Source organism: Achromobacter marplatensis (genome assembly GCF_002209535.1).
Taxonomy (GTDB): domain Bacteria; phylum Pseudomonadota; class Gammaproteobacteria; order Burkholderiales; family Burkholderiaceae_B; genus Achromobacter; species Achromobacter marplatensis.
In genome coordinates this window covers 27332-45168 of record NZ_NJIG01000009.1, presented here as the reverse complement: position 1 = coordinate 45168, position 17837 = coordinate 27332, and the positions used below count along the sequence as shown (strand labels likewise).

Here is a 17837-nt window from a genome sequence, read left to right as displayed (position 1 = left end):
ATGAAAACCGCACCTCCCTACTCCGCCCGCCTGGTGCTTGGCCTGTCCGCCGCGCTTCTGGCCGTTGCCGCGCATGCGCAAGAGGGCTCGTCCATCGTGATCCAGGGCAAGGACAACTGGCTGTTCCCCGGCTGGGGCAGCCTCACACAGGTCGACACGCGCGGCATCGATGCCTCGACCCAGTTGGTGCGCGAAACTCGCGATGCGCTGGCAGCAAAGGGCATACAGCTGGAAGTGCTGGTGCTGCCGGACAAGACCCTGTTCTATCAGGACAAGCTGCCCGACGGAAAATCCCTCAGCGCCGATGTGAAAAAGCGCTATCAAACCATCCAGGACAAGCTCAAGCAGGCCGGCGTGGCGACCTTCGACGACGAGGCCGTGCTCAAGCGCGTGAAGGACGGCGGCCAGGACGTCTTCTACCGCACCGATCAGCACTGGACGCAGGCCGCCGCCGACGCCACCGCCGAAGCCCTGGCGCAACGCATCAAGCAGGACGTGAAGACGCTGGCCGGCAAGCCCGGCACCGGCATGCCGCTGGGCAGCGTGGTCAATGAACGCCGCTATGGCGATCTGGCCGAATTGTTCCTGACGCCGGACCAGCGCAAGCAGGCCGGCCGCGAGACCTTCACCGTGCGCCGCCAGGCCGAGAACCAGAGCCTGCTGGACGATGCGCCCGCCCCCGTGCATGTCACCGGCCACAGCATGGTGCAGCCGTATTTCGGCTTTCCGCAAAAGCTGTCCAACGTGCTGGACCGCCCGGTTTCCGTGAACTGGAAGCCCGGCAATGTCGGGCACTGGGTCATGCTGCTGGAGTACCTGGAGTCGCCCGCCTTCAAGCAGAACAAGCCGCAGGTGCTGGTCTGGCAGATGTTCGAGCCGACCTACGCGCAGGGGCCGGAGGCCAAGGGCTTGTGGGACAACGCGTCCATCATGGGCGCCGACACCTGGCGCAGCCGCATGAAGGCCGCCGTTGGCCAGTAACGCCATGTCGCCTTCCGATCCACCCGCCTCGCCCAGCCATCGGGCAAGCGCCTGCGTGGTCGCCCTGCTGCTGGCGATCGGGCTGGGCTGGGGCGCCTGGTGCCTGGTCGAGGCCAAGATCAGCCCGGCGCAGGTATCGCCGTCCGCCTGGGTCGACGGATCGGCGGGCAGCGTGCTGAACAAGGCCCTGCATATGCCCTGGCAGGCGGATGTCGACACCTGGAACGCTTCGGTGCGCTACCGCATGCTGGGCGACCTGGGGGACCAGGTGGCGATGGGTTGCCCGCAGTGGCTGTTCTATCGCGACGGCTTGCGTCCGCCGCCGGGCGTCCATGTGTTCAACGACCGCCTGCGCCTGATGCGGCACTGGGTGGAGGAACTGCGCCAGAAGCAGGTACAGGTGCTGGTCGTGGCCGTGCCCGACAAATCCCGCGTCGAGGCCGACCGGCTTTGCGGCCTGCCGGTATCGCTTCCGATGCGCCAGACGCTGGATGCCTGGCAGGACGCCCTGCGAGCGCAAGGGGTGCCTTTCGTGGACCTGCGCGACGCCCTGCAGGCCGCGCCCGCCCCCCGTTTCTTCCGCACGGACGTGCACATGAACGCGCAGGGCGCGCAAGCGGCCGCCCAGCGCGTGGCCGAGGCAGCCTTGCCGCTGCTGCAAGACCGGGGCACGCAAGTCTTCAAGACGGATGCGCCGGCGGCGCCCGCGCCGCGGATGGGCGACCTGATCGTGCTGTCGGGACTGGAGCACGCGCGGCCGGGCTGGCGGCCCGAACTGGAAGTCGTGTCGGAACAGAAGATCGAACCCGTGCGCACCGGCGGGCTGCTGGACGAAGCGCCACCGGTGGAAGTCCTGCTGGCGGGCACCTCGAACGGGCGCCGCAGCCAGTTCGCGGAGCGGCTGGGCATGGGCCTGGGCCGCGAAGTCTGGAACCTGAGCCTGGACGGCGGGCAGTTCTCGGGCGCCTTGCAGATCGCGATGAAGCAGCGCGGCCAATGGCCCAAGAGCCTGAAGGTGCTGATCTGGGAATTCTCGGAAAACGCCTTGTCCCTCCCGTTGACCCCGGAAGAAAAGGCCGTGCTGGCCGGCCTGCCGTAGCGAACCAAGATGCTATTTAACTCCTACCTGTTCCTGCTGATCTTCCTGCCGGTCACACTCGCCGTCTATTACGCGCTGGGGCCGCTGAACGTGCGCCTGGCGGCGTTGTGGCTGTGCCTGACCTCGCTGGTCTTCTACGGCTGGTGGAACCCGCAGTTCGTGGCGCTTCTGGCGGGGTCCATCGCGTTCAACTACATAATCAGCCAACTGATCCTGCACTACGCCGGACGCCCCCGGCTGCAAGGGCTGATCGTCGGCCTGGGCGTGGGCGCCGACCTGGTACTGCTGTTCCATTACAAGTACTTCGCGACGCTGCTGAACTTCCTGACCGACCTGGGCATGACCAGCACGACGATCGACGACATCATCCTGCCGCTGGGGATTTCGTTCTTCACGTTCACGCAGATCGGCTACCTGCTGGATTGCAAGGCCGGCGTGGTGAAGGAACGCAGCCTGCTCAGCTATGTGCTGTTCGTCACGTTCTTTCCGCACCTGATCGCTGGCCCCATCCTGCATCACAAGGAAATGATGCCGCAGTTCGCGCAACCCGAGAACTACCGCTTCAAGGCCGAAAACCTGTCGGTCGGCGCGATGTTGTTCGTGATCGGGCTGGCCAAGAAGGTGCTGCTGGCCGACGGCATCGCGCCCTATGCGGACGCCGGCTTCGCGGCGCCGGGCGAGCTGATGTTCTGGGGCTCCTGGGGCGCCAGCATCTGCTACGCGCTGCAGCTGTACTTCGACTTTTCAGGCTACTCGGACATGGCGCTGGGCCTGGCCAAGATGTTCGGCATCCGCTTCCCGCTGAACTTCAACTCGCCTTACAAGGCCAGCAGCATCATCGATTTCTGGGCACGCTGGCACATGACGCTGACCCGCTACATCACCGCCTACCTGTACTACCCCGTGGCGATGGCGGTATCGAAGTGGCGCACGGACCGCAACCTGCCGGTGGGCTCCGCCGGCATCAGCACGCCGGGCGGATTCGTCAGCAGCATCGTGTTCCCCACGCTCTTCACGATGACGCTGGCGGGCGTGTGGCACGGCGCGGGCCTGCAGTTCATCGTCTTCGGGCTACTGCACGCCATGTACCTGTCGGTGAACCATGCCTGGCGGATTTTCGTCGTCGGCCGCAAGCCGGCCGCCGCGCGCAAGGTGGGCGGAATCAAGCGCGCCCTCTGCATTCTGCTGACCTTCGTGGCGGTGCTGGTGGCTCAGGCGTTCTTCCGCGCCCATGGCGTGGGCGACGCGATGCTGCTGATGCAGGGCATGGTCGGCTTGCGTGGCATGGAAGCACTGGACCTGTCCGCGCATGTGGCCGGCCTGGCCTGGGGCGACGCCTGGCGCGTCGTGGTGGGCCATCACCTGCAGCTGGTCTACGCGGTCGTGTTGCTGGGCATCGCCTGGTTCACGCCCAATGCGCACCAGATCCTGGGCCGCTATTCACCCGCGCTCTTCAAGACACAGGAAGCGCCCAGCGCCTTCATGCGGTGGCGTCCCAACGCGGCCTGGCTGGTCGCGATGCTGGCGCTGCTGTTCCTTTGCCTGGTAAACCTGCACAAGGTAACCCGGTTCCTCTATTTCCAATTCTGACCGCGACGCGGTCCAGGAGCATCATATGGACATCAAGACGATCGAGACCAAGGTCTCGGACATCATCGAAAGCATCATCCTGACCAAGGTCGATCCCGACACGCTGCTGATCGACTCCGGCCTGGTGGATTCGTTGGCCGCCGTCGACCTGGCGCTGGCCGTGGAACGCGAGTTCGGCTGCAAGATTCCGCCGACCGAGATCGACGTGCATCTGGAGTCGGTGCACACGCTTGCCGCATTCATCGCGGAGAACGCCCGCGCTTGACCCACAGGCGAGCAGCCCGGAGGACTGGACCATGCGTTTCGATTTCAACGCTTACGACTTTGCCGACACCGAGTCAGGCGCCGACGCCGTCGCAGTGGTCGACGCGCAAGGCGCGACGACCTGGGGCGAGCTGAAGGCCGCCACGCAAGCCTGGGAAGCGAACGCTCGCCGGGCCGGCGCCACTGCGGGCGTGCCGCTCACGATTTCGGGCCACAAGGAAACCGCCTTCCTCGTGGCCATCCTGGGCTGCCTGCGGCTGGGCGTGCCCTTCGTGCCGGTAGACGTCATCAACCCGCCGGAACGCATCGCGCGCATCGGCGAACTGGTGCGCGCCGGCCTGCGCTACGACGCCCAGGCCAAGGTCTTCCTGCCCGGCTGCGACGCCCCCGCGCCGTTGGCCGAGGCGGGGCTGGCCTACATCATGTTCACTTCGGGCAGCACGGGCGATCCCAAGGGCGTGCAGATCGGACGCGAAAGCGTCACGCTCTTTGCCGGCTGGATCCGCGACTGCCTGAACCTGGGGGCGGCGCCCGCCTTCATGGACCAGATGCTGTTCAGCTTCGACTTTTCGCTGTTCAACTGGGTGGGCGCGCTGGAACTGGGTGGCACCTGCGTGCTCTGCCCACGCGAGACCATCGCCGAGCGTGACGCCTTCATCCGGTACCTGGCCGACACCCGTATCAATGTCTGGGCCTCGACGCCGTCGTTCGTGCGTCAACAACTGTTCAATCCGGACTTCAACCACGCCCATCTGCCCGACCTGCGCGTCTTCGTATTCGGCGCGGAATCGCTGACGCCGCCGATGGCCGAAGAACTCTGGCAGCGCTTTCCCCAGGTCCGCATCATCAATTCGTACGGCCCGACGGAAGCCACTTGCTCCACGACCTGGGTCGAGATCGATCCGGCCTTGCGCGCCGCAGCGCCCAACCCGTTTCCCATCGGCCGCGCCAAGCCCTACGCGGACGTCTTCATCGAAAACGGCGAAATCAGCATCTCGGGCGACCATGTCATGCGCGGCTATCTGAACCGCCCTGACCTGAACGCCTCGCGCATGTTCACGCGCAACGGCAAGCGCGGCTACCGCAGCGGCGACCTGGGCGAGATCCACGCGCAAGGGCTGGTCACCTTCCGCGGCCGGGCCGACGACCAGATCAAACTGCACGGCTACCGCATCGAGCTCGCCGAGATCGATGCCGCCCTGGCCACCCTGCCCGGCGCGCGCGCCGGCGCCACCGTCGCCCTGCGCCGCCCGGACGGCGCGATCGTGCGCCTGATCGGTTTTGTCGAGCCGGCGGTGGCGGGCCCCGACGGCCTGCAACCGCTGCCGCCGGAACTACGGGATTGGAAGGCGCTGCTGGCGCGCCGCCTGCCGCCCTACATGATCCCGTCCGAGCTGGTCGCCTGCCACCGCTTCCCCACGACCAGCACGGACAAGGCGGACCGCAAGCAGCTCCAGCGCCTGTACCTGGACGCCCGCCTCAGCAAAAAACCGGAGTCCTGAACCATGCCCCTCCTTTACCGAAATGCGGCGCTTGCCCTTGCGCTGGCCATGCTGTCCGGCAACGCGGCGGCCGAAGGCGCCTTCGCGCAGCTCTACGCCGCCCGTCCGCCCGCGGGATCCTCATTCGTGCGCATCGTGAATCCGGATGCCGTCCCGTTGCGCGTGCAGATCGCCAACGGACCGGCGCAGGAATCCGGCGCGGCCAAGCCCGCCACGACCTACGCCATCGTCCGCGGAAACCAGTCCTTCAACGTGCTGGTGGACGGCAAGCCCGCAGCCAGCCTGCAAGTGCCCCCCGACACCTTCAGCACGCTGATCCCCCAGCGCAGCGACGGCAAGCTGACATTTGCCGTCATCGACGACAGCAACGGCACGCAGGATGCGCTGAAGGCGGAACTGCGCTTCTACAACCTGGCGGCCGATTGCACTGCCGGCCAACTGGGCGTGAGCCCGTCCGGGCCAGCACTGTTCCAGGACGTGAAGCCGGGCGCGTCCGCCGCGCGTGCCATCAACCCGGTCAGCGCCACGTTGGCCGCGGGCTGCGGCGCTGCCGCGTCGCCCGCGCTGCCGCTGCCGGCCCTGCAACCAGGCGACCACTACAGCCTGTTCCTGACCGGGACCGCGGCCGCGCCGGTATTGCACGGCCAGGTCAGCGCCACGGACCCCTACAGCCGCTAAGGAGACGTCATGCGCCGCGTTTTCAGGGATGACCATGAACTGTTCCGCGATCAGGTCAGGCGCTTTGTCGCCAACGAGATCGCGCCCCACTATGCCGAATGGGAAAAGGCCGGCGTCACGCCGCGCTCGCTGTGGCGGCGCGCGGGCGAAGAAGGCCTGCTCAACTGCGCCCTGCCCGAGCCATACGGCCTGGGGGGCGACTTCGGCCACGCCACCGTCGTCATCGAAGAACTTGCCCATGCGAACTTCCTGGGCATCGGCTTTTCGATCCATTCGGACATGGTGTCGCCCTATCTGCTGAACTTCGGCACCGACGCGCAAAAGGAACGCTGGCTGCCCCCGATGACGCGCGGCGAAGTGATCGGCGCCATCGCGTTGACGGAGCCCGGCGCCGGCAGCGACCTGAAAGCCATCCGCACGCGGGCGCGCCGCGACGGCGACGCCTATGTGCTCAGCGGCCAGAAGACCTTCATCACCAATGGTGTGAACGCAGGCCTGGCCATCGTGCTGGCCACCACCGATCCGGACCAGGGCGCACGCGGCCTGTCGCTGTTCTGCGTTGAAGAGAACCTGCCCGGCTACACCAAGGGCGCGGCGCTAAACAAGATCGGCCAGCACAGCCAGGACACCTGCGAGCTGTATTTCGACGAGGTGCGCGTCCCGGCGGATTGCCTGCTGGGGCAGGAGAACGCCGCCTTCGAATACATGACGCGCGAACTGGCGCGCGAACGGCTGGCGATCGCCTTGCGCGCCGCCGCCTCGGTCGAAGGCATGCTGGACGAAGCCGCGCAGTACACCCGCGATCGCAAGGTATTCAGCCGCCGCGTGATCGACTATCAGAACACGCGCTTCAAGCTGGCCAACGCCCGCGCGCAAACCACCATGCTCCGCGTGTTCCTGGACGACTGCCTGGCGCGCCAGATGGAAGGCGAACTGGACCCCACGACGGCCGCCATCGCCAAGTTGAACGCCACCGAAATCCAGGGCCGCGTGCTGGACGACCTGCTGCAGATGTATGGCGGCTACGGCTACATGGCGGAATACGGCATCGGCCGCGCCTGGGTCGACGCGCGCGCGCTGCGCATTTTCGGCGGCACCAGCGAAGTGATGCTGGAGATCATCGGGCGCAGCTTCAACTGACGCGCGCTCAGACGCGCGCGTCCAGCCAGGCGCGCATCAGCGCACGCGCCTCGGGCGTGTCATCGATGACCCAGGGGTCGATCGCAAACGCCACGACGCGCTTGGCGCCATAGCCGCGGGCCACGTCCCATTGTTGTTTCACGCGGCTGAACTCCGCCGAGCGCGCTTTGAAGGTGGACCCGTCGGTACTGCCTGACGGCAGTTCCTCGAACAGTTCCAGGATCAGATCGAACGAGGCCCGGCGCGCCAGCAGCATGTCGTGCAGCGGTTCCAGCGCCTGGTAGTTCGCCAGGCCGGCCACGCCCACGCCATCCTGGATCATCGGATGGATCCGCACCTGGTCCAGGATGCCTTGCCACAGCTTCATCAGCGAACCGTCGCCGGGCAGGCGGCTGTGATACGTCGATATGCAGGGCACGCCCCGGCTCGTGGCCTGCGCCGTGCGCGAGAGCGCGTCCAGCCAGGGAATCAACTGCCCCTGGCGCTCGGCAGACGCCCAGTTGTATTGCTCGAGTTCATACGGCAGGTACCAGCCTCGGAACGCGCGGCGCTTGGGCCACGGCGCCGACTCCATATAGGCCACGCCGCGCGAGCGCGTCTGATCCAGGTAGCCGGTGAAGGCGGCCTTGTCCTGGCTGGCCAGCACGTCCCACCAGCGCTGATCGTAGGGCAGGCCCACGTGCACGCCCAGGCCCTGACGCTCGGCTTCGTCGAAGATAAGGCGCAGCACCGCATCGGGCACCATCCAGTCGTCCGGCCGCCCCCCTTCCAGCCCCACCCATTGCAGAAAGACCTCGCGGCAGCCCAGCCGCCGGTAGGCGGACAGGCGCACGCGCCAATCGTCGGGGCTCAGGTCCAGATGACTGCGCCACAGTTGCAGGAACGTGGCGTTCAACGACAACGGCGGCGCGCAGGCTGCCAGCGGCGCCAACGCACCAAGCGCCAACGCCTGCAGGAGGCGCCGGCGGGAGGGGGATGCAACCAGACGGCGTGTCAGGCGAAAATCCCGTGCCGCCTTCAGCCGCGGTTGCCGAACAGGCCGGACAGCGACGCCAGCAGATCGGTCGGGTTGAATTGCTGCCCCGGTTGCACCGCGCCTTCCGGCGTGGCCTTGTCCACCAGCTGCGGCAGCAGCGAAGACAGGGAACCCAGCACGGAATCGGTGTCCTGGCCGGTCTTGGCCGCCAGGTCATTGACGACGCCGGGGTCCAGCACGGAACCGAGCTGATCGGCGCTGACGGGCAGGTTCTGCCCCGTGCCTACCCATGACGCGACGATCTCGCTCAAGCCGCCCTGCTGGAAGCTGGCGATCAGGCCGCTCAGGCCACCCGGATATTTGTTCAGTTGCTCGATCAGCGCGGGCAGCAGCGATGCCGAGCCCCCTTGCTGACCGCCGCCGGCCATCGAGGCCAAGGTATCCAACAGACTCATCGCAATGCTCCAGAAAAGTCGGAAAACCAGTATAGGGCCGCTGCTGGCGCAACGCATGTCAGCCCCGTTACCTGGGGCCGGATCTTTGCAAAACTTGTAAATCGCGGCCGGTCAGCCCGAGGTCTTGGCCGCCGCCGACGCCTTCAGGGCCTTCAGCGCCTTCTGCCCCGCGCGGCCGTCAGCCGACAGGCCCAGTTCCCGCTGCGCCGCTTGCAAGGCCTGGCGCGTGCGAGCGCCGATCATGCCATCGGGTTCGCCCACGTCATAGCCTTTGGCAATCAACAGCCGTTGAAGCTCGCGCCGTTCCGCCCGCGACAGCCCGGGGTCATCCGTCGGCCAGGGCTGCACGAGCGGGCCGCCGCCGCGCAGCCGGTCGGACAAATGGGCAATGGCCAGCGCATAGCTTTCCGCTGCGTTGTAGGAATACAGGGCGTCGAAGTTGCGCGTGACCAGGAAGGCCGGGCCGTTGCGCCCCGCCGGAAGCAGCAGGCCGGCAGGCAGGTCGCCGGCCGGCAGGGTCTGCCCGTCCACCCGTGTCACGCCTTGGCGCGCCCAGGACGACATCGGACGCTTGTTCTTGCGGCCTGCTCCCGCCGTGTCGATGCCGGCGGGAAGCTTGACCTCGTAGCCCCACGCCAGTGCGGGATTCCAGCCGGCGCGCTTGAGGAAGTTGGCGGTGGACGCCAGCGCGTCGGGCACGCTGTCGACCAGGTCGCGGCGGCCGTCGCCATCGAAATCCACGGCCAGCCGCAAGTAGGTGGACGGCATGAACTGGGTCTGGCCGAATGCCCCTGCCCACGAGCCGACCAGGCGGTCGGGGGCGATGTGCTCGTCCTGGATGATCTTCAGGGTGGCGAAGAATTCGCCGCGGAAATAGGCCTGCCGGCGGCCAAAGCAGGACAGCGTGGACAACGACGTCAGCAACGGCCGGCCGCCCAGCGTGCGGCCGAAATTGCTTTCCACGCCCCACACGGCGGCGATGGTGGCCGGGTCTACGCCATAGCGCGACGCCGCGCGGTCCAGCTCGGACTGCCAGCGCGCCATGCCGGCCTGCCCGTCCGCCACGCGCTCGTCATCGACCAGGCCCGCCATGTAGTCCCAGATCGGCGTTTTGAACTCCGGTTGCGAATCCAGCAGATCGATCACAGCCATGTCGGGCGCGAGCCCGGCCGTATGCGTGTCGAAGGTGGCGCCCGACACACCCGCCTTGAGCCCGGGGCCGCGTAGTTGCGACAGGCAGGCGGCAAAGGGTTCCGCGGCCTGCGCCGTCGGGGCGGTGCCCGCCAGCAGGGTCAAGGCGGCGCCGGAGAGCGCGGTGGCCAATAGGGACTTCATGCTTGGGGTGCCTTGGGATAAGCGGCGCGAGTCAGGCAAGACGGGACCGATCCCGTCAGCCCGCCTGCAGCGCGGCAAGTTCGTCGTCGTCGAAGCCTGCGGCGCGGCGCGCCTCCAGGTTGAAGGGGCCGCGCAGCCGGGGCGCATCGTAACGCTGCGCCAATTCGGCATAGCAGGCCACCGGTTCCCGGCCCGCTTGCACGCACAGCAGCTTGAACCAGTGGTTGCCGATGGCGACGTGGCCGATCTCGTCGCGCAGGATGATGTCGACGATGGCCGCGCTTTGCGCATCCCCCGCGCCGGCCAGCTTGTTGCGGATCATGGGCGAGGCATCCAGGCCGCGTGCTTCCAGCGTGCGGGGCACCAGCGCCAAGCGCGCCAGCAGGTCGCCACGCGTCCGCTCGGCCATGTCCCACAGGCCGTTGTGCGCCGGAAAATCGCCGTATGAGAAACCCAGCACCGCCAGCCGCTGGCGCAGCAGGTCGAAGTGATAGGCCTCTTCGCGGGCGACGCGCAGCCAATCCCGGTAGAAGGCTTCGGGCATGCCGGCAAAGCGCCAGATAATGTCCAGCGCCAGGTTGACCGCGTTGAATTCGATGTGGGCCAGCGCGTGCAAGAGCGCCGCGCGTCCTTCCTGGGTCGCCATGGAACGGTGCTTGACCAGGGCGGGCGCCACCAGTTCCGGGCGCGGCGGACGCCCGGGCAAACCGGCAGGCGCGGCGGACGCCCGGGCAAACCGGCAGGCGCTGCGAACTCCCGCGCGCGGTCTAGCGTCGCGCCATCGGTGATGGCGCGCACCGCCGCCATTTTCTCGGGCCACGCTGCAGCGGCCAGGGCCGCCAGCGCCTGCCCGCGCAGGCAGTCCGTACATGCCCCAACCTGGGCGGAAGGGATCGTGTTGCTGTCCATGATGATTGCAAACCCCAAGCGCCGAAGCGCCGCGTCAAACCCTGAAAAAAACAACGGTTTCAATACCGTGCGTTGGCGATGACTTTATCATTCACGGATGGATTCCCTGCGCCTGACCATTGAAACCGACCTGTCCCGCATCGACGCCCAGCAATGGGACGCGCTGGCCGGCGACCAGCCCTTTCTGCGGCACGCCTTCCTGTGCGCGCTGCACGAGACCGGCTGCGCGTCCCCCGCCACGGGTTGGGCACCCCATTACCTGGCGTTCTGGCGCGACGACGCGCTGGCGGCAGCCACGCCGCTCTACCTGAAATCGCATTCGCGCGGCGAGTACGTGTTCGACTATGCCTGGGCCGACGCCTTCCAGCGCCACGGCATGCGCTACTACCCCAAGCTGCTGTCGGCCATCCCTTACACCCCGGTGACGGGGCCGCGACTGCTGGCGGCCAACGACGAAGACCGCGCCACGCTGGTGCGCGGCCTGGTCGCCTTCGCCGAAGAGATCAAGGTGTCGTCGCTGCATCTGCTGTTTCCGTCGGATGCCGACATGCGGGTGCTGCGCGAGGCGGGCTTCATGATCCGCGAAAGCGTGCAGTTCCATTGGACCAATCCCGGCTATGCAGACTTCGACGCATTCCTGGGGATGATGAGCCACGACAAGCGCAAGAAGATCCGGCAAGACCGGAAAAAGGTCGCGGCGGCCGGCTTGTCGTACCGCTGGCTGCGCGGCAGCGAGATCGGTGATGCGGAACTCGGCTTCTTCTATGACTGCTATTGCCGCACCTATTTCCAACACGGCAACCCGCCCTATCTGAATCGCGATTTCTTCGTGCGCGCGCACCGCGAACAACCCGACTCCTTCGTGCTGATCCTGGCCGAACGCCACGGCGAACCGGTCGCCGCGGCGCTGAACCTGGCGGGCGGCGATGCGCTCTACGGCCGCTATTGGGGCGCGACGGAATACGTGCCGGGACTGCATTTCGAGACCTGCTACATGCAGTCCATCGCGTACTGCATTGCGCATGGCATCGCCCGCTTCGAAGGCGGCGCGCAGGGAGAACACAAGATGGCGCGCGGGCTGCTGCCCACGCCGACGTGGTCGGCGCATTGGGTCGCCCACCCCGGATTTGCCGAGGCGATCCAGAACTTCCTGGACGAAGAGACCTCGGCCGTGACCGACTACCTGGGCGAACTGGAAGGCCACACGCCGTTCAAGCGCAGCCCCTAGCCTGGCGGCTTACAGGAAGCGGTCGAGCAGCTTGCGGCTGTGCTTGTCCAGCGACAGGATGTCGCGCACCAGATAGAAGATGCCGTGGCTGTCGGCGATCAGCAGCGTCTGCGGACTGAGCCGGCGGATGTCTTCTTCGCCGCGCAGGACGAAGGACGTGGGGCCGCGATCCGTCTCCACCTTCCACGTGCTGGGCGTGGCGTAGGTCGACACGCTGGCCAGTTTGCGGATCTCGGGCATGAATTCACGGCCCGCCAGTTCTTCTTCGATCAGCGCGCGCGGTCCCTCGGGCACGTCGGTCAGGTGTTCGATCCACACCAGTTCGTGGCCGTCGCTGGTCACCAGCGACAGGCCACGACCGGCTTCGCTGATCGGGAAGGCGCGCACGGGGATGACCCCTTCGTGCGTCTCGCCGTCGGCGGATTGATATTCAAGGCGCCCGAAGGCGTTGCGGCGCAGCTGAAAAGACGGCAACGTCATGACGATAATCCCGGTTCCGTGTCAGGCCACGGCGGCCATGTCTTCGCTGCCCGACGCCTGCGCGTCGGCTTCCGCCTGGCGCGCCTGCGCCTGGTAGAGGCGATAGTAGGCGCCCTCGCGGGCCATCAATTCTTCGTGCGGCCCCTGCTCGACGATCTGGCCGCGGTCCAGCACGACCAGGCGGTCGGCCTTGCGCAGCGTGCTCAAGCGGTGGGCGATGGCAATAGTGGTGCGGCCGCGCACCAGATTGTCCAACGCCTTCTGGATTTCCTTTTCGGTCGTGGTGTCCACCGATGACGTGGCTTCGTCCAGAATCAGGATGCGCGGATCGATCAGCAGCGCACGGGCAATCGAAATGCGCTGGCGTTCACCGCCCGACAGGGCCTGGCCGCGTTCGCCCACCAGCGAGTCATAGCCGTGCGGCAGGCGCAGGATGAACTCGTGCGCATGGGCGGCGCGAGCCGCCGCCACGATCTCATCGCGCGTCGCGTCGGGCTTGCCGTAGGCGATGTTCTCGGCGATGGTGCCGAAGAACAGGAACGGCTCTTGCAGCACCAGCCCGATGTTGCGGCGGTAATCCGCCACGCGCACCGAACGGATATCGGCGCCGTCCACCAGCACCGCCCCTTCGGACACGTCGTAGAAGCGGCAGATCAGGTTGATCAGCGTGCTCTTGCCTGAACCGCTATGCCCCACCAGGCCGATCATTTCGCCCGGGGCGATGGTCAGATCCAGCCCGCGGATGACTTGGCGGTTGCCGTAGCGGAACCCCACGTCGCGCAATTCGATGCGGCCGTTGATCTGCGGCAGCTTGGCCGGATTCTGCGGTTCCGGCACGCTGGATACGTGGTCCAGGATGTCGAAGATGCGCTTGGCGCCGGCCGCCGCTTTCTGCGTGACCGAGACGATGCGGCTCATCGAATCCAGCCGCATGTAGAAGCGCCCGATATACGCCAGGAACGCGGCCAGCACGCCCACCGTGATCTGCTTTTGCGACACCTGCCAGATACCGAAGATCCACACCACCAGCAGGCCCACTTCGGTCAGCAGCGTGACGGTGGGCGAAAACAGCGACCAGGTCGTGTTCACACGGTCGTTGACTTCCAGGTTGCGGTTGTTGGCTTCGCGGAAACGCGCCACTTCACGCTTTTCCTGGGCGAATGCCTTCACCACGCGGATGCCCGGGATGGTGTCGGCCAGCACGTTGGTGATCTCGGACCAAATGCGGTCGACCTTTTCAAAGCCGTGGCGCAGGCGGTCACGCACCGCGTGGATCATCCAGATGATGAACGGCAGCGGCACCAGCGTGACCAGTGCCAGCCACGGGTTGATGGATACCAGGATCACCGCCGTCATGACGATCATCAGGATGTCGTTGGCGAAATCCAGCAGGTGCAGCGACAGGAACACGCATATGCGGTCGGTTTCGCTGCCGATGCGCGAAATCAGGTCGCCCGTGCGCTTGCCGCCGAAATACTCCAGCGACAGCTGCTGTAAATGCTCATAGGTGGTCGTGCGCAAGTCGGCGCCGATGCGTTCGCTGACCCAGGCCAGGATATAGGTGCGGGCCCATCCCAGGCCCCAGGCCAGGAAAGCGGACGCCAGCAGGCCGCCCAGGTACAGGCGGACCTTGCTGTAGTCGATGGGCGAACCGTTCTGGAACGGGATCAGCACGTCGTCCATCAGCGGCATGGTCAGGTACGGCGGCACCAGGGTCGCGGCCGTGCCCAGCAGCGTCAGGATGAAGCCGGCCAGCAACGGACCGCGGTACGGGCGGGCGAAGCGCCACAGGCGCAGGAGCGCCCAGGTGGTCGACGGCGCCGCCTGCTCCTGGTGGCAGGCGGGGCATTCTTCCTCGTCCGCGGGAATAACGTTATTACAGTTGGTGCAGGTGCGTTCGGCGCGCGGCTCTTCCTGATGGCCGGACAGGCGGATCGCCTGCTGCCCTTCGAACTGGGCCAGGAGGCGCAAGGCGGCCGGATTGCGGGCCAGCGTGAAACGCCAGATCGCCAGGCGGGCCGTATCATCGTGCAGTTCCAGCACGGCGGCGCCGGCGTGGTCGCTCAGGTTCAGCGTTAATTGGGGGCCATAGACCCAGGATTCCCAGCCGGTATCGTCGGCATTGCGAGCCAACAGCCGGCGGTCGGTCGCGGCGACCAACCCTGGGTGGAACTTCAGCCGTTGATCCAGGTCTATTTCAACCCAGGCCAGCAGGCTTTCGTCTTCCGCTAATTCAGCGCGGATTTCGTCCCGCCAGCGGGCAGGAAAGGCATCGGCAAGGCCGGAAAGCAGGTGTGGTTTTTTCATTGGAACGCATACCGGGCCAGGACTCTGCCCTACTAGGCGGCAACCGGTTTACCACCCACGGCGGCAAACGTGTCCCTTCCTTACAACACAACGAGTTCACGCCTTGAAGGCGTCGTATAGTATCAGCCGATTTTTCTAATTAGGAATATCTGGGATCCCCCACTCGTTGGCATTATTCTTAAGGCGCATCCCCATAAATTCGCCAATAAATTCGCGGTCTTGCATAGGGGCGTCCGCGCGTGCCAACCTGCTTCTCAAGTAAATTAAAACATGAAAAAGAAAGACATTGAATTTCTCGATGTCGTGGCTTTGCGCGGCCCGAACATTTGGACGTATCGCCCGGTCCTTGAAGCATGGGTGGATATTGGTGAATTGGAGGATTTTCCGTCCAACACCATTCCCGGGTTCTACGAGCGCCTTTCCGAATGGCTCCCGACCCTGATCGAGCACCGTTGCAGCCCCGGCGTACGCGGCGGCTTCCTGGCCCGCTTGAAAGAAGGCACCTGGCCCGGCCACATTCTTGAACATGTCACCCTGGAATTGCAGAATCTGGCCGGATTGCGCGGCGGTTTCGGCAAAGCCCGGGAAACCTCGACCCGCGGCGTCTACAAGGTCGTCGTGCGGGCGTGGCAGGAGCAGGTCACTCGCACCGCCCTGAACGAAGCGCGCGACCTGGTCATGGCCGCCATCGAAGACCGCCCGTTCGACGTGCCCGCCACCATCGCGCGCCTGCGCAGCCTGGTGGACAAGCATTGCCTGGGGCCCAGCACGGCCTGCATCGTGGATGCCGCCGACGACCGCGACATCCCCTACATTCGCCTGTTCGAGGGCAACCTCGTGCAGTTCGGCTACGGTTCGGCCCAGCGCCGGATCTGGACGGCCGAAACCGACCGCACCAGCGCCATCGCCGAAGGGATCTCGCGCGACAAGGACCTGACCAAGGAGCTGTTGTCGACCTGCGGCGTGCCGGTGCCGGAAGGCCGCCTGGTGCGCAGCGAAGACGACGCCTGGGAAGCGGCCGAAGACATCGGCCTGCCCGTCGTGGTCAAGCCCTATGACGGCAACCATGGCCGCGGTGTGTTCACCAACCTGACGACCCGCGACGAAGTCATTTCCGCCTACCGCGTTGCGGTGGACGAAGGCAGCGGCGTGATCGTCGAACGCTTCGTGCTGGGCAACGAGCACCGCTTGCTGGTGGTCGGCAATCGCATGGTGGCGGCAGCCGCCGGCGAACTGGCCTGGGTGACGGGCGACGGCAAGTCGACCATCACCGAACTGATCGACAGCCAGATCAACACCGACCCGCGCCGCGGCCGCACCGAAAACCATCCGCTGAACCCGGTGCGCCTGGATTCCGCCGCCCGGCTGGAAATCGCGCGCCAGGGGTTGTCCGAAGACAGCGTGCCGGACGACGGCCAACGCGTGCTGGTGCAACGCAGCGGCAACGTCGCCTTCGACGTGACCGACCGCGTCCACCCCAGCATTGCCGCCACCGTCACGCTGGCCGCCCGCGTGGTGGGCCTGGACATCGCCGGCGTGGACCTGGTGGCCGAAGACATCTCGCGCCCCCTGGACGAGCAGCGCGGCGCCATCGTGGAAGTCAACGCGGGCCCGGGCCTGCTGATGCACCTGAAGCCGGCCGACGGCACGCCGCGCCCGGTGGGCCGCGCCATCGTTGACCACCTTTTCCCCGAAGGCGACGCGGGCCGCATCCCCATCGTGGGTGTCACCGGCACCAACGGCAAGACCGTGGTCGCGCGCCTGGTGGCCCGCCTGCTGCACCTGTCGGGCAAGCGCACCGGCCTGGCCTGCAGCGAAGGGCTCTACCTGGACCGCCGCCTGGTGCAAAAGGGCGACCGCGCCGACTTCGCCTCGGGCACCCGCCTCCTGATGAACCGCAACGTGGATGCCGCCGTCATCGAAAACGACAGCGGCGTCATCCTGGGCCAGGGCCTGGCTTATGACCGCTGCCAGGTGGGCGTGGTCACGAACATCGACGACGCCGACCACCTGGGCGACTTCGACATCAACGAAACGGAGCGCATGTTCAATGTGTTCCGCACGCAGGTCGACGTGGTCCTGCCCACCGGCGCCGCTGTGCTCAATGCACGCGACCCGCGCGTGGTGGAAATGGCCGAGCTCTGCGACGGCGCCGTGATCTTCTTCGGCATCGACCCCGCCCTGCCCGCCATCGCCGCCCATCTGCAACAGGACGGCCGCGCCGTGTACGTGCGCGACGGCAGCATCATCCTGGCGCAAGGCGCCCGCGAAGAACGGCTGGCCGACGTGGCAGCGATCCCGTTGACGCATGGCGGCCGCGTGGCCTTCCAGGTTGAGAACGTGCTGGCCGCCGTGGGCACCGCCTGGGCGCTGGACATTCCCGTGGAACTGATCCGCGCCGGCATCGAGACCTTCGACATCGACCAGGCCGATGCGCCGTGGCAATTCACGCTGTTCGAACGCAACGGCAGCACGGTGGTCGTGGACGACGTGCACAACGCGTCGGCGCTGCGCCCGCTGATCGCCGCCATCGACCAGTTCCCGTCGGCGACCCGCGCCGCGGTCTATTCCGCCGGCGCCGACCGCCGCGACGCGGACCTGATCGAGCAAGGCCGCCTGCTGGGCGACGCCTTCGACCGCGTTGTGCTTTACGACGACAAGACGGTCAACAGCAAGCGCCCCGAGGGCCAGGCGCGCGCGCTGTTGCGCCAGGGCCTGTCGCAAGGCAGCCGCGTGAAAGACATCCAGGACGAGCCCGACCATGGCAAGGCCATCGAGAGCGTGCTGAACGGCATTGCGGCCGGCGACTTCGCCCTGCTGCAATCCGACGAAGCATTCTCCGGCCCCACCATCGATCTGGTCCGCCGCTGGATTCAACAATACTGACAGGAAT

The 17837-nt window shown here is 66.5% G+C and carries 14 protein-coding genes and 1 pseudogene; 9 read left to right on the top strand and 6 right to left on the bottom strand.

All coding sequences use genetic code 11. The features are described from left to right. The 7 genes from CEY09_RS21045 to CEY09_RS21015 are packed head-to-tail and all read left to right on the top strand — an operon-like array spanning nt 1 to nt 7254. Complete coding sequence (locus CEY09_RS21045; protein ID WP_088590161.1) at nt 1-981, top strand: alginate O-acetyltransferase AlgX-related protein; 981 nt, start codon at nt 1-3, stop codon at nt 979-981. Nucleotides 982-985: 4 nt separating this feature from the next. Beyond that, nucleotides 986-2080: an alginate O-acetyltransferase AlgX-related protein gene (locus CEY09_RS21040; RefSeq protein ID WP_088590160.1), complete on the top strand. Its 1095-nt coding sequence runs from the start codon at nt 986-988 to the stop codon at nt 2078-2080. A 9-nt stretch (nt 2081-2089) separates the two neighbouring features. Beyond that, on the top strand, nt 2090-3670 hold the full coding sequence (locus CEY09_RS21035) for an MBOAT family O-acyltransferase (RefSeq protein ID WP_088590159.1): 1581 nt from the start codon (nt 2090-2092) through the stop codon (nt 3668-3670). Between the two features lie 25 nt (nt 3671-3695). After that, a complete protein-coding gene (locus CEY09_RS21030; RefSeq protein ID WP_088590158.1) occupies nt 3696-3935 on the top strand; it encodes an acyl carrier protein in 240 nt (79 codons plus the stop codon). A 31-nt stretch (nt 3936-3966) separates the two neighbouring features. Further along, on the top strand, nt 3967-5436 hold the full coding sequence (locus CEY09_RS21025; protein ID WP_088590157.1) for an AMP-binding protein: 1470 nt from the start codon (nt 3967-3969) through the stop codon (nt 5434-5436). Between the two features lie 3 nt (nt 5437-5439). Then, nucleotides 5440-6114 carry an alginate O-acetyltransferase AlgF gene (locus CEY09_RS21020; protein WP_088590156.1) on the top strand — a complete coding sequence of 225 codons (675 nt, stop codon included), beginning with the start codon at nt 5440-5442 and terminating at the stop codon, nt 6112-6114. Nucleotides 6115-6123: 9 nt separating this feature from the next. Further along, nucleotides 6124-7254 carry an acyl-CoA dehydrogenase family protein gene (locus CEY09_RS21015; protein WP_088590155.1) on the top strand — a complete coding sequence of 377 codons (1131 nt, stop codon included), beginning with the start codon at nt 6124-6126 and terminating at the stop codon, nt 7252-7254. Nucleotides 7255-7261: 7 nt separating this feature from the next. Here the strand turns inward: CEY09_RS21015 and CEY09_RS21010 are convergent, their stop codons facing one another. The 4 genes and pseudogenes from CEY09_RS21010 to CEY09_RS20995 form a co-directional block, all read right to left on the bottom strand. Further along, the gene (locus CEY09_RS21010) at nt 7262-8209 is read right to left on the bottom strand and encodes a DUF4434 domain-containing protein (protein WP_088590154.1); all 948 of its coding nucleotides are present in this window, start codon (nt 8207-8209) and stop codon (nt 7262-7264) included. Between the two features lie 62 nt (nt 8210-8271). Then, complete coding sequence (locus CEY09_RS21005) at nt 8272-8685, bottom strand: YidB family protein (RefSeq protein WP_006225169.1); 414 nt, start codon at nt 8683-8685, stop codon at nt 8272-8274. 111 nt (nt 8686-8796) lie between these two features. After that, nucleotides 8797-10020 (bottom strand): lytic murein transglycosylase, encoded by a 1224-nt coding sequence (locus tag CEY09_RS21000; RefSeq protein ID WP_088590153.1) that lies wholly within the window; start codon nt 10018-10020, stop codon nt 8797-8799. Between the two features lie 55 nt (nt 10021-10075). After that, nucleotides 10076-10929, bottom strand: a pseudogene (locus CEY09_RS20995) (ferritin-like domain-containing protein). Between the two features lie 97 nt (nt 10930-11026). Here CEY09_RS20995 and CEY09_RS20990 point away from each other — a divergent pair. Further along, nucleotides 11027-12157 carry a GNAT family N-acetyltransferase gene (locus tag CEY09_RS20990; protein ID WP_088590152.1) on the top strand — a complete coding sequence of 377 codons (1131 nt, stop codon included), beginning with the start codon at nt 11027-11029 and terminating at the stop codon, nt 12155-12157. Nucleotides 12158-12166: 9 nt separating this feature from the next. Here the strand turns inward: CEY09_RS20990 and CEY09_RS20985 are convergent, their stop codons facing one another. Beyond that, nucleotides 12167-12637 carry a cyanophycin metabolism-associated DUF1854 family protein gene (locus tag CEY09_RS20985; RefSeq protein WP_006225173.1) on the bottom strand — a complete coding sequence of 157 codons (471 nt, stop codon included), beginning with the start codon at nt 12635-12637 and terminating at the stop codon, nt 12167-12169. 21 nt (nt 12638-12658) lie between these two features. Further along, nucleotides 12659-14944, bottom strand: coding sequence for a cyanophycin metabolism-associated ABC transporter (locus CEY09_RS20980; protein WP_088590151.1), 2286 nt, complete (start codon nt 14942-14944; stop codon nt 12659-12661). Nucleotides 14945-15214: 270 nt separating this feature from the next. Here CEY09_RS20980 and cphA point away from each other — a divergent pair, with 270 nt between their 5' ends. Beyond that, on the top strand, nt 15215-17830 hold the full coding sequence (gene cphA, locus CEY09_RS20975) for a cyanophycin synthetase (RefSeq protein ID WP_088590150.1): 2616 nt from the start codon (nt 15215-15217) through the stop codon (nt 17828-17830). Nucleotides 17831-17837: the final 7 nt, after the last annotated feature.